Genomic DNA, 13375 nt, shown 5'->3' with positions numbered 1-13375 from the left:
AAAGTAAGCTGTGGGACTGGTCATACGCATTATCTAATCGATATTAATATAAAATATAAAAACCCGCCCAATACTGAGCGGGTTTTTTTCGTAGCCCTAAACTCTATGTGTTCCTATGTGTTACCCTCCGAGAAAAGAAGGTATGGTTTAGTAATTGTAGCGTACGAATGCCTCCATGGCCTCATAGTCGGCGAGGCCAAGTTTATGGTAGTTCTCAGCAGTTTCGCGGTTGCGCTCTTCGGCACGAACCCAAAACTCGCGTGCGTCGTCGCCCGGGAATACCGGCGTGTCTTTCTGTGACTGGTGCTTGAAAATGGCCATGCGTTTGCGGATAACCTCCTGCGGCGAAAGCGGAACGGCCATCTCGATCTCGTGCGTCTCAAACTCGTGCCATGCGCCGCGGTACATCCACAGCCAGCAGTCGTTTACCCACTCCTCGCCGGCATCGCGCAGGCGCTGCAGGGCATCCACCACTATCCTAAAGCACACAATATGGGTGCCGTGCGGATCGGCAAAGTCGCCGGCGCTGAACACCTGCTGCGGCTTCACGCGCTGCAGTAGCTCCATGGTCAGCTCAATGTCCTTATCTGAAACAGAGTTCTTTTTGTGTTTGCCCGTTTCGTAGAAAGGCAGCGCCATGAAGTGGATCTGCTCGTCTTCCAGGCCAGCGTAACGCGCGCCTGCGTAGGCCTCGCTCTTACGGATAAAGCCTTTCACGTTCAGTATTTCCTGCGTATCCACCTGGTTCGGCTGCTTCTCCTCGATAAAGCCGCGCATGTCATCATATATCTTCTGCAGGTTGCCAGTTTCCAGGCCGAGGCTCTTGTTAAAGTCGATGGCAAACTCCACGTAGCGCAGCACGTCGTCGTCCCATACGGCAGTGTTGCCGGAGGTCTGGTAGGCCACGTGCACCTCATGGCCCTGGTCTACCAAGCGGATAAAGGTACCTCCCATTGAAATCACGTCGTCGTCCGGGTGCGGCGAGAAGATCACCACGCGCTTCTGCGCCGGCTCGGCACGTTCGGGGCGCTGGGTGTCGTCGGCGTTTGGCTTACCACCCGGCCAGCCGGTAATGGTATGCTGCATTTTGTTAAAGACGTCGATGTTGATGTTGTAGGCCGGGCCGAACTCGGTGGCCAGCTGCGCCATGCCGTGGTTGTTGTAGTCTTCTTCGGTCAGCTTCAGGATTGGCTTTTGCATCTTCTGCGACAGCCAGATCACAGCTTTTTTCGTCATCTGCGTATCCCAAACACAGTCTTTTACCAGCCAAGGTGTGTTAAAGCGCGTCAGTTCGGAAGCGGCATCCTCGTCCAGCACAAACTCCACGCTGTCAGACAGCTGCAGGTACGTGGCCGGCACTTCGCTCGACATTTCGCCCTCTACGGCTTTTTTAATAATAGGCGCCTTTTTCTGGCTCCAGGCCATCAGGATGATCTCGCGGGCTTTAAAGATGGTGCCGATGCCCATGGTGATGGCTTTGGTCGGCACGTTCTCCTTGCCGCCGAAGTCGCGGGCAGCGTCGCGACGGGTCAAATCGTCCAGCGTTACCAGGCGCGTACCGGAGTTTGGCGCAGAGCCCGGTTCGTTAAAGCCGATGTGGCCCGTACGGCCAATACCCAGGATCTGCATATCCAGACCGCCGGCCTCTTCAATCTGGCGCTCATAGCTCAGGCAGTAAGCATGTATCTCCTCCTTGGGCAGTGTGCCATCCGGAATATGCACATTGGCTTTGTCGATGTCGATGTGGTTGAAGAGGTTCTCGTTCATGAACGTCACGTAGCTCTGGGCGGCATCCGGTTTCATCGGGTAGTACTCGTCCAGGTTAAAGGTCGTCACGTTATGGAAGCTCAGTCCCTCTTCGCGGTGCATCCTTACCAGCTCGGCATACACGCCGATAGGAGTGGCGCCTGTGGCCAGTCCAAGCACGGCCTGCTCTCCTTTGTCCTGCTTGCTGCGGATCAGGTCGGCAATGCGCTTGGCCACCGACAGAGAGGCTATGTTCTGGTCCGGGTAAACCGATACCGGAAGTTTCTCAAAACGCGTCTCTTCCAGAAGGTTGAGGCGTGGCGTGCTTCGCTTTGCGTTAAACGCGATGTTGTTGTTTAGTGGATGCATAAGTTTATACTTTGTTCAACCTCAGTTTCATTATCTGGCCTGTTCCAGCTGCCGTTCCAGTATGTTTTCCATCACGGTGGCCGTAGCCCCCATCATGCTTGCCTGCTGGCCCAGCGTAGACAGTGCAATGCTGGTAGATTCGCGCAGCTGCGCCATGCAGTAGGTATTAATTGCTTGTTGTATTGGGGTCGTGATAAGTTGGCCCGCCTCGGCTATTTTGCCCCCAAGTATAACCAGCTCGGGATTAAAGAGCTGGATCAGGATAGCGATGCCTTTTCCCAGGTTTGATCCGGTTTCGGTAAGCAGGTTAATGGCGAACTGGTCGCCCTGGCTGGCCGCCTCTATGATCTGCTGCGGCTCCAGTTGCTCCAGCTCGGCCTCGGTCAGGTTGCTTAGCAGCGACTTCTGCCCTGCTTTTATGCCTTCGCGGGCCATTCGGGTAAGCGACACACCCGATGCCAGTGTTTCGAGGCAGCCGCGCTTGCCGCAATGGCAAAGGGCGCCGTCTTCTACCAGCGGAATGTGCCCGAACTCTCCGGCAAAGCCAGCAGCCCCGCCCCGGAGTCGGCCATCCATGATCACGCCGGTGCCCACACCCCAGTCCAACGAGATTACGAGTACATCCTGCTTGCCTTTAGCCTGGCCGAACCGAAGCTCTGCCAGGGCAGCGCTTTTCACGTCGTTCTGTATAAAAACGGGCTTGCCCAGCCGGCGGCTCAGCAGGTCCTGCAGCGACTCTTCCAACAAATCGGTGCGCAGGTAGGTGCGGGAGTCGCCTTCTTTGCTGGCTACCAGTCCCGGCATACTTACGCCCACACCCACCAGTTTCTTACGGTCGATGCCCGAAGTAGCGATCAGATCCTCCACCCAGCCACAGAGGGTGTCCAGGCCGCTTAGGTCTTTCGGTAAAGTATAGGCAAAGGTATGGATGGGAGTAACCTGGTTGTTGTTGTTGTCCATGATCGCCATGCGGGTGCTAAAGCGGTCCATGTCGATGCTGAGGACGAAGAGGGAGTTGCCGCGAAGGCCGTATAGGTCTGGTTTACGGCCGCCCACCGATTTGCCTAAGCCCTGCTTCTCCACCAGCCCCTCTGAGATTAGCTCACCTAATAAACCCATTGATGTTGGGGAGCTGATGTTGAAGCGAGAGCAAATGTCGGCATTGGTGCGAGCCCCTTTCACATATAGATGTCTGATAATCCGAACTTTCTGCAAAAACTTCTTCTTCTCAACGTTGTTGAGATTCTCCAGAAAATCTGTATGTGGGACTAAGGTGCTCATCACTTGCGCGTAAACCTATCGCTACAAAATTAACAAACCTTTTAATAAAGCAAAATACTTTAGTAAAATTTTTTATAGAAGTATACGTCAAAGTATAAAAATGTGTTATAACTGCGTTTGCTTATATTCATGGACAATAAAGTCCATGAAGCAGGCTAAGTTTTGCAAATTAGTCTACATGAGCTAAAATGCAAAAAGCCGCTCCTAAACGCAGGAGCGGCTTTTATATACTTTAGAGGATGTGGTTATTTATCCCACCACAGCTGACCATACAGGCCGTCGGTTCCGCCAAACTGGCGTTGCAAGGCCTCGTTGTAGTTGGCTGCGTTGTTCTGCGCTTCCACGTCCGGGTACATCAGGCGGTTGGGTACTGCTGCTCCGCCCGGTGCCACCAGGTTATCAGGATAGCCGGTTCTTCTGTATTCGGCCCAAGCCTCATACCCGTGCATGAACAGGTGCACCCAACGCTGCGTAGCGATCTGCTCGATGGCATTGGCTGGGTCATAGGCTACTTCCGGTTGCGCCAGCAGGCCTTCTACGCCTTCTGTGCTGCCCGTCCACTGCAGTACCGACTGCTCAATGGCCTGTTCGTAGTAATTCTGGGCTGCTTCATCGCCACCCGGTATCCAGCCGCGTTTGGCGGCCTCTGCCTGGGCAAACAGAACCTGTGCGTAGGTTACCAGTTGGATGGTCGCGTCCTGTGCATAGATAGCCTCCCCAAGCAAGGAATAGTCATCCGTGTTCATCAACTTCGTTTCCCCGAAAGGCAGGCCGATGAATTCTTTGGTCTTACGGGTGGGCTGGCCGTATACTTGCAGGCGCGGGTCGTTCACGGGCTTCATTTCGCTTACCAATGTTTCGGTTAGCGCCCACCACTCGCGGTTTCTGTTCTCCCACTGGTCATACCAATAGCTTTGATTTTGTGCGTTGGCCAGGTGCTTGAACGCGAGGTTGTCGGCATTAGAGGTCATGACGCCAGCCTCCAGCGCCGCGTTAAACTCCTGGCTTGCTTTGTCGGCGTCAACCTCCGACATGCGCAGGGCCATCAGCATCCTGATACTGTTAGCCAGTTTCTGCCATTTGTCCATATTGCCGCCGTACACCAAGTCATTGGTGATGCCGCCGCTCACAATTTGGGCTTGCGCCTCATCCAACAAGTTAAACAGGCTGTTGTAGATCGACTCCTGTGAATCATACTTCGGCGTGAAGTCGGCGCCGCCCTGCAGGGCTTCGGTATAGGGCACATCGCCCCAGCGGTCGGTTACGTTCCAGAAGTAATACGCCTTCAGGATCTTTGCCACCGCCAGCTGATTGGCAATCGGGCCTTCGTTTGCATTGAGGTTCTCAGCATTATCCAGTACGGCCTGCACGTCCATCAGTGGGCCCTGGTATAGCCAGTAATAGCTGGTGCCCCCTGCAGGGTAAAGCGAAGCGTTCACATACTGCGTTTCAGCCAGGTACTGCGCCATAAACTCGCCGGTAGGGGAGGCGCTCAGGTCTGGCAAGGCAAGCTGGGCACTGGCAATTAACTGCGTCCCGGATGCCTGGCTTGGGCGGTTGGGGTTGATGTTCAGCTCCTCAAAGTCCTCACAACTTGTAAGGGCCAGGCAAGCCATCAGTGCGATATATAGTTTTTTCATAAATGATCGGAATTAAAAGGTAATGTTTAGGTTCACGCCGTAAGAGCGCACGGTTGGCAACTGGCCAGACTCGTACCAGCTAACAGACTGACTGCCAGTAGACAGTTCTGACGGGTCAAGGCCTTTCGGCGCTTTTTGCCAAATCATGGCTGGGTTGCGGGCGATCAGAGCAATGCCAACATTTTCGAATGGCAGGCCACCCAGCATAGATTTATCCAGGGTATAACCGACACGCAGTTCGCGCAGCTTCACGTAAGAAGCATCGTAGAGCCAATCTTCGTAGATTCTGCGGGCAGTAGTGCCGTAGTAGGTGCGAGGAGCAACGTATACGGTGGCTTCCTGGCCGCTGACATCCTGCCCGTCTATCACAGTGCCTGGGCCGTAAACGCCGTCCACACGCACACCGCCGCCGTCTTCTACTGCATCACGCACATCGTGGCCCTTATTGTTTTTAGCTACTGTAATTGGGTCCAGGCCGGTACGTACGGCCAGCATTTTTGAGCGGCTAAAGAACTTGCCACCTACCTGGAAGTCCACCATCGCGCCTACGTCAAACTTCCATACTTTAAAGTAGTTCTGAAAACCACCTGTAATATCTGGCAGCACGCTACCGAAGTCGTGTGTGGCTGTGGTGTACAAAGGTATGCCGCTAGCATTGATCAGGATTTTGCCCGTGTCTTCATCACGCTGGTAGGCCTGGCCTACTAAAGAGCCGAATGATTTGCCCTCATAAGAGAAGAGGTAGCTGGAGGTGCTGGAATAAGTAGTGACACCCAATTGCAAGGCATCAACGCCAGGATACAATTCAACGATCTTATTTTTGTTTCGGTTAAAGTTGAAGATGGAGGTCCAGGTAAAGGCGTTGCTCCGTACCGGTGTGCCTGTCAGAGTCAGCTCAATACCTTTGTTCTCAATCATGCCGGCGTTGATGATGGAAGTACCGTATCCGCTCGCACCGGATACAGGCAGGTCTATCACAGCGTTTTTATTGCGCTGCTGGTAATACGTGAAGTCGATGCCGAGCCTGTCCTGGAAGAACTTCAGGTCGATGCCAGCCTCGTAAGAGCGGGCAAAGGCCGGTTGGATATTCGGGTTGTTCAGCGTGTTCGGTACAGTAAGAGTGTTGACAGTGATACCTCTGGATGGATCGCTGTAAACAGTGCCCGGCAGGAAGTTGTATGACGTTGTATACTCTTTCACATCAGAGCCCGCCTCCGCGTAACTTACCCTCAGTTTACCGAACGACAGTGGCTGCCAGTCCATCAGTTCGCTGAACACAAAGCTGCCTGAGAAAGAAGAGTACCAATATGGATCCGGCAGGGTAGAGGAATAGTCTCTTCTGATAGAGGCATCCACAAAGTAGGTGTCCTTATAACCCAGCGATACCAAGCCGAACTGGCTCTCGATCTGCTTGCGGACAAGGGAAGAAGCAGTAGAAGGACGGTCTATGGAAGCATCAATGTTGTAGAAGCCAGGGGAAGAGAGACCGCCCGCTGTTGCCATGGAAAGGTTGGTACGTCTAAAGTCGAAGAGGTTAGTGCCCAGGTGTGCATCCACCGAAAACTCTCCGAACTCTTTGGTGTACTGCGCCATCAACTCATAGTTTGTTTCGCGGTTCTGATACTTTCCGAAAGAGTAGCTGGACAGGCCTGTGCCACCCACTGCCGTTCTGGACTCGATGTTCTGGATGTACATATCATTGCGGATAAAACCGCTCAGTTTCAGATCTGGCAGCACTTTATAGCTCAGCCCAACATCCCCGAAAAGCCTGTCGCGGCTATCGCCGGTAGGGTTTTCGTAGGCGTCAAAGTATGGGTTGTCCCAATACAGCGGCTCGAAATCCGAGATCTCACCGGTTGTAGCGCTTGGCCGGCTCAGGTTCCAGTGCAGGATGGTGCCGTCGTCATACTTATAGTCCTTCAGGCGGTTTATGTCAATGTTGCGCTGGAACCATTGGCCCATATAACGGGCGCCGTCCTCAGAGCCCTGGGAAGGGCGCTGGGCATTGTTGCCGGCATAGTTGATGTTGGTAGAAGCGTGCAGTTTATCCGTAATGTTCACGCCGATGCTCGCGCTGACGTTACGGCGCTTCAGCCAGGTGTTTGGCTCCACACCTTGTATGCGGGTATCGTTCGCGCTGATGCGATAGCTTGCTTTGTTGCTGCCACCGGTCACGCTCACGCCGTTATTCAGGGTATAGCCTGTTTCGTAATAGTCCTTGATGTTATCCGGGTGCGGAACAAATGGTGTTAGCTGCCCATAGGTTGGGTCCTGCGGATAGAAGCTGAACACCTGTCGTACAGGCGTGCCATCCATTCTAGGCCCCCAGCTTTCGTCATACGACACGTCCACATACTTATCGCCGTTGGGCAGAGTGCGCCAGGTCTGGCTGCCACCACCGCCATACACGTTCTGGTACGGCATGATGTTGCCCACTTTCTCTACTGAGAAGGCAGAGTTCAGTTGCACGGTTACTTTATCGGATCCTGCTGTGCCTTTTTTGGTCGTGATCATGATCACGCCATACTGGCCGCGTATACCGTAAAGAGCAGAGGCTGCCGGGCCTTTCAGCACGTTCACCGATTCCACGTCCTCCTGGTTGATATCCTGGCCCAGGTTACCGAAGTCCACCCCGTCGCTGTCAGAGTAGTTGGCGTTGGAGATAGGGGTTCCGTCTACAACAATCAGCGGCTGGCCACCTCCTAAGAGGGAGTTAACACCACGGATCTTTATCTTCTGGGTACCGCCCATACTTGCGCCGGAAGAGCCAACCACCTGTACACCCGCCACTTTGCCAGCCAGAGATCCCAGCACGTTCTGCTCTTTGGCCATGGTCAGGTTCTCGCCACTCACTTCCTGTGTGGCATAGCCCAGCGAGCGTTCGCTACGCTCAATGCCAAGGGCCGTTACCACCACTTCTTTCAGCTGTTTGTTGTCCGGGCTAAGCTGCACGTTTATCGTGCGCTGGTTGCCCACCTGCACTTCCTGCACCTCATAGCCCAGGAAGCGGAACATCAGCACGGCGTTGGAGCCGGGTGCGCTAATCTGGTAAGTGCCGTCGGCGCTGGTGGTTACGCCCGTGGTCGTGCCTTTTACAATAACGCTCACGCCCGGGAGCGGAATGCCGTCTTCTGCCCCTGTTACTGTGCCGTTTACAGGAATCTGCTGGGCATAGGCGCCGCCGCACCAGCAGACTAACAGCAACAGGAGAATACATACGTAACTTTTTCTCATAAATGTGTTAGGTTAGAAATGTGTAGAATTAAGTGTGTCTAATATAGGGATTTAGTCATACAGTTAAAACATCATTTAAACTTTCTGCCGCCAGCAGGGCGGTTTGTGGGGAGTGGATGAGGATTGCGGAATGGAGGTTGCAACAAAGTTTTTGAATATATAGCGCTTTTTACTTATTTAAGACTTTCAAATGAGCTATAGAATGATGTTGCTGAAGAAACAGCTTTGTAAATGGGGGATGCTGGGCACGCTGCTGCTCAGCATGGCCTGCGGCAGCAAGGTGCCTGCCACCACCGCTGCAGAAGGGCGTTTCGGGCCCGAAGAGATACGCCGTGAGGTTGCGGGATCGGAAGTGCTGAAGCAGAGCTTCGTAGGCTTTGCCCTGTATGACCCCGAACTAGACCAGATGGTGGTAGCGCATAACGCTGATAAATACTTTGTGCCGGCCTCTAATACGAAGCTCTTTACCTTTTATGCCACACTCAAAATGCTGGGCGACTCCATTCCGGCGCTAAAGTATGTGAGCCGCGGCGATTCGCTCATTTTCTGGGGCACCGGCGATCCTACCTTCACGCACATGGACCTGAAGAACACGCTGGCGTATGATTTCCTGAAAAACAGGCCGGTGAAGAAGCTATACTACATAGATGCGCCATTTGCCAGCACGCCTTTCGCCACCAACTGGGGCTGGGACGATTATAATTACTACTATCAGCCCGAGCGCAACGTGTTCCCGATTCATGGCAATGTGATGAAGTTTTATAAAGAAGAGGGAAGCCCTTTTACGACCACGCCCTCCTACTTTAAGAAAAACATCGTGGTAGATACGGCTGAAAGCCGCTCCAAAGACGCCTTCGTGCGTGCCTGGCGCAGCAACCACGTCTCTTACCATCCACGCTACGCCTCCGGAAAATACTCCACGGAAGTGCCTTTTATTACTTCTCCGGAAATGGTAGTAACTTTACTGGCCGACACCCTGCAGCGCGAAGTGGAGCTTTTGAAGGCCGCGGTGCCGGATGGCGGTAAAGTCTTCTATGGCTTGCCTACCGACACGGTGCTGAAACGCATGCTGCACGTAAGCGACAACCTGATGGCAGAGCAGCTGATGGCACTCAACTCCGGCACTCTGTCTGACACGCTTTCGGTGGAGCGGGCGATAAAGTATGTAAAGGAGAACTACCTGGCCGACCTGCCGGACGAACCGGTGTGGGTGGACGGTTCCGGGCTGTCCTCCATGAACATGTTCACGCCGCGCAGCATCATTGCCTTGTTGCAGAAGCTGATGCAGGAGCGACCAAAGGAGCGCCTGCTGCCCATGCTGGCCGTGGGCGGGCGCCCGGGAACGTTCCGAAACATTTACCAGGCCGAGGTGCCCTTCGTGTTTGGCAAGTCCGGTACCCTGGCCCATGTGCACAACCAGAGCGGCTTTATTATGACGAAAAGCGGCAAGCTGCTGCTCTATAGCTTTATGAACAACAACTACAAAGTATCTACCTCAGCCATCCGAAACGAAATGGTGCGCATCATGACGGAAGTGCACAACAGGTATTGAGAGAGTTAGAGAGTTTAGGAGTTAAAGAAGGAGCACTAATCCTGCCTATTCTTATTAACTATAAATTCCGATCTTACAACCAACAATCAGCAACCAACTATCAGCAACCAACTATCAGCAACCAACTATCAGCAACCAACTATCAGCAACTATACTTAAACCATAACCATGAAACTGACCATACGGTCTTACGACCTACCGCTAAAACATACCTTTACCATCTCTTACGACTCGCGCGATACCCAGCCTACCATGATTGTGGAGCTGGAGCAGGACGGGCACAAGGGCTACGGTGAAGCCACCAGTAACCCATACTATGGCTTCACGATAGAAAGTATGACCGCGGCCCTGGAAAATATCCGCCAGCAGATAGAAGCCACCACGCTGGATAAACCGGAGGATTTCTGGGAGCAGATGCAGCCGCACCTGAAGGATAACCCTTTTGCCCTTTGCGCCCTGGACATAGCCGCCAACGACCTGTACGGTAAGCTGCAGGGGCAGCCGCTTTACAAGCTGTGGGGCCTGAATCCGGACAAGAATCCGCTGACCAACTATACCATTGGCATCGACACCATCGAAAACATGGTGAAGAAGCTGAAGGAGATGCCGTGGCCGCTGTACAAGATCAAACTGGGCACCAAAGAGGATGTGGAGATCATCAAGGAACTGCGCAAGCACACCGATGCCGTGTTCAGGGTAGACGCCAACTGCGCCTGGGGCGTGGAGGAAACCATTGAGAACGCCAGACAGCTGAAGCCGCTGGGCGTGGAGTTTATTGAGCAGCCTATGCGCGCCGACGACCTGGAAGGCATGAAGCAGGTGTACCAGCACTCGGTGCTGCCGCTGATTGCCGATGAAAGCTGCATTACCGAAAGCGACGTCGCCAAGTGCGTAGGCCACTTCCACGGCGTAAACGTGAAGCTGGTGAAGTGCGGAGGCCTTACCCCGGCTCGGCGCATGCTGAAAGAGGCCCGCGAGCTGGGCTTGAAAACGATGGTGGGCTGTATGACTGAATCAACAGTGGGTATTTCGGCCATTGCGCAGCTGCTGCCCATGCTGGATTACGTGGACATGGACGGGCCGCTGCTCATCAGCAAAGACATTGCCCGCGGCATTACCATCGACAATGGCAAGGTATACTATAGCAGCGTAAACGGCACCGGCGCCGAGTTGATCGCTTAATGCACACGCCCGCCTATACCGACCATTTGCCGGGCCGCACCGTGATGCTGGAGGAGGAGGAGTTTCTTTACTGTAGCGGCACATCGTACCTGGGCATGGCCTGCAATACGGCTTTTCAGGAGCTGGTGGTGGAGGGGATACGGCGCTACGGCACCAACTACTCCAGCTCGCGGCGCTCTAACCTGCGGCTGGAAGTATACCGGCAGGTGGAGGAGCAGTTGGCAAGTATAACAGGGGCGGAGGCAGCGGTTACCATGTCTTCGGGCTTTCTGATGGGGCAGACGCTGGTGCAGGTGCTTCGCGGCCGAGGCCGCTTTTTGTATGCCCCGGGTGCCCACCCGGCGCTGTGGGAAAACGATGGCGCCGCGGCCCAGGCCAATGCCGCCATCCCTTTTGAAGAATGGGCCACGCTGGCAGTGGACGAGGTAAAGGCATCGCAGAAGGAGGAAAAATTCATACTTATCTGCAACGCCCTGGACCCGCTGCAGGCCAACAGCTATAATTTTGATTGGGTGGCGCAGCTGCCAGAGCAAAAAGTTATACTCGTGGTGGACGATTCCCACGGCTTTGGGGTAACGGGTCCGGGTGGGGTAGGCATTTACCCGCAGCTCTGCAAGTATAAAAATGTGGAGCTGATCATCGGGAGCTCGTTTGGCAAGGCCCTGGGCGTGCCGGCGGGATTTATGCTGGGCCCGAGACAACTGGTGGAGCAGGTAAAGGCCAGCCCCTACTTTGGCGGGGCCTCGCCGGCCATTCCGGCTTACCTGCACGCGTACCTGCAGGCGGGGGAGGTGATAAGAGAGGCGCAGGAGCGGCTGCAGCAGAACATTAAGCAGTTTAGGCAGCAGCTGCAGCGGCCCGAGCTGTTCCGGTACATACCTGGCTACCCGGTGTTCAGCACCAGCCACGAAGAAATGGCCCGGCACCTGCATCGGCACCGCGTTCTCATCTCCAACTTTCGCTACCCCACCGCCGACAGCCCGCCCATCATCCGGGTGATCCTCAGCAGCCTGCACACGCCCGCCGACATACAGCGGCTGGCAGCGGCAGTAAACGAATTTTCGCCGGATTTTGTCCTATAGTAGAGAAAGCGACGAAGCAAGTATTAAAACATCAACCTATAAACTATACTTTTGGCGGCAACTGTATGCGGCCATACCCTTAAAACATCATGAAAAAGAATTATCTCATAGTTGCCCTGGGCCTGCTGATGGCCTGTACATCAGGAAAAGAAACTGCTGACACGGATGGCGCCATGGCGGCCCAAATAGACTCGGTGCGGCAGGAATACGCACCTGATAAGCGTGTGGCCTTGTTTAACGTAGAGCAGCGCGGGCAGGTGCTGGCCGGCGAGACTAACATGCCAGAAGCCAAGCAGGAGCTGCTGGAGAAGCTGAAAGCCGCCAACATTACCTTTGTAGACAGCATTCAGGTATTGCCGGAGGCGGAACTGGAGGGAAAAGCCTATGGCGTGATCGCGCTGTCGGTAGCCAACCTTCGCTCGGAGCCCAAGCACCCGGCTGAACTTGCCACACAGGCTACGATGGGCACGCCGGTACAGGTGTTCAAGAAAGAGCGTGGCTGGTACCTGGTGCAAACGCCGGACAAATACCTGGCCTGGGTAGACGACAGAGGCGTTAGCCTGATGGACAAAGCCGCTTTTGACAATTGGCAGAATAGCCCAAAAGTGCTGTATACCAAACCATATGGTTTTGCCCTGGAGGCAGCAAGTGCGAATGCCGGAAGCGTGTCGGACCTGGTGTATGGGGATGTGCTGGCGCTGGAGAAGCAGCAGGGAGATTTCTATGCCGTAAGTTTTCCGGACGGGCGCAAAGGCTTTGTGCCTGTGGACGAGTCGGTGAAGTATGAGGAATGGGTAGGCAGTCGCCAGCCAAACGGCGATAACCTGGTGAGCACTAGCAAGCAGCTTTTGGGGCTGCCATACCTGTGGGGCGGCACCTCGATGAAAGGCGTGGACTGCAGCGGCTTTACCAAAACGGTATACTTTATGAACGGCCTGGTGCTGCCGCGCGATGCCTCGCAGCAGGTGCACATCGGTGAGCTGGTAGATACTTCAAATGGCTGGGACAACATGCAGCCCGGCGACTTGCTGTTTTTTGGCGTGCCTGCCAAGGACGGGAAGCCCGAGCGTGTGGTGCACGTGGGCATGTGGATTGGCGGCAACCAGGAGTTTATCCACTCAGCCGGACGCGTGCGTATCAGCAGCATGAATCCTGAAGCCGAGAACTTTGACGAGCCGGAGCTGAAGCGTTTCCTGAGAGCGAAGCGTGTGACACCGGAAGATGCGGTAGTGGACCTTCGGGAGACAGCCCTGTATAAATAACAACCTGGCCAGTTCTGGCAGGAGCAG

General features: G+C 54.5%; 8 protein-coding genes. 4 read left to right on the top strand and 4 right to left on the bottom strand.

The window, feature by feature from the left end; translation table 11 throughout:
* Positions 1–147 precede the first annotated feature (147 nt).
* From nagB to FJM65_RS02860, 4 genes are all read right to left on the bottom strand, one after another.
* Positions 148–2115, bottom strand: a complete 1968-nt coding sequence (gene nagB / locus FJM65_RS02875; protein ID WP_140619209.1) for a glucosamine-6-phosphate deaminase — start codon at positions 2113–2115, stop codon at positions 148–150.
* A gap of 30 nt (positions 2116–2145) precedes the next feature.
* Positions 2146–3396 (bottom strand): ROK family transcriptional regulator, encoded by a 1251-nt coding sequence (locus tag FJM65_RS02870; protein ID WP_140619206.1) that lies wholly within the window; start codon positions 3394–3396, stop codon positions 2146–2148.
* Between the two features lie 245 nt (positions 3397–3641).
* Complete coding sequence (locus FJM65_RS02865; RefSeq protein WP_140619204.1) at positions 3642–5036, bottom strand: SusD/RagB family nutrient-binding outer membrane lipoprotein; 1395 nt, start codon at positions 5034–5036, stop codon at positions 3642–3644.
* 12 nt (positions 5037–5048) lie between these two features.
* A complete protein-coding gene (locus FJM65_RS02860) occupies positions 5049–8270 on the bottom strand; it encodes a SusC/RagA family TonB-linked outer membrane protein (protein WP_140619202.1) in 3222 nt (1073 codons plus the stop codon).
* Positions 8271–8460: 190 nt separating this feature from the next.
* On the opposite strand from FJM65_RS02860, the gene FJM65_RS02855 reads away from it, so the two are divergent.
* From FJM65_RS02855 to FJM65_RS02840, 4 genes are all read left to right on the top strand, one after another.
* Positions 8461–9822, top strand: a complete 1362-nt coding sequence (locus tag FJM65_RS02855) for a D-alanyl-D-alanine carboxypeptidase/D-alanyl-D-alanine-endopeptidase (protein WP_239022800.1) — start codon at positions 8461–8463, stop codon at positions 9820–9822.
* A gap of 168 nt (positions 9823–9990) precedes the next feature.
* Entirely contained in the window at positions 9991–11004 is a 1014-nt protein-coding gene (locus FJM65_RS02850) for a dipeptide epimerase (RefSeq protein WP_140619200.1), read from the top strand.
* On the top strand, positions 11004–12086 hold the full coding sequence (locus tag FJM65_RS02845; RefSeq protein WP_140619198.1) for an aminotransferase class I/II-fold pyridoxal phosphate-dependent enzyme: 1083 nt from the start codon (positions 11004–11006) through the stop codon (positions 12084–12086). Before FJM65_RS02850 ends, FJM65_RS02845 begins: the two co-directional genes overlap by 1 nt.
* Before the next feature lie 89 nt (positions 12087–12175).
* Positions 12176–13348, top strand: coding sequence for a C40 family peptidase (locus FJM65_RS02840; protein ID WP_140619196.1), 1173 nt, complete (start codon positions 12176–12178; stop codon positions 13346–13348).
* The last annotated feature ends 27 nt before the right edge of the window (positions 13349–13375 follow it).

Source organism: Pontibacter mangrovi, from assembly GCF_006385705.1.
GTDB lineage: Bacteria > Bacteroidota > Bacteroidia > Cytophagales > Hymenobacteraceae > Pontibacter > Pontibacter mangrovi.
This window is presented reverse-complemented; position numbering and strand designations above follow the sequence as displayed.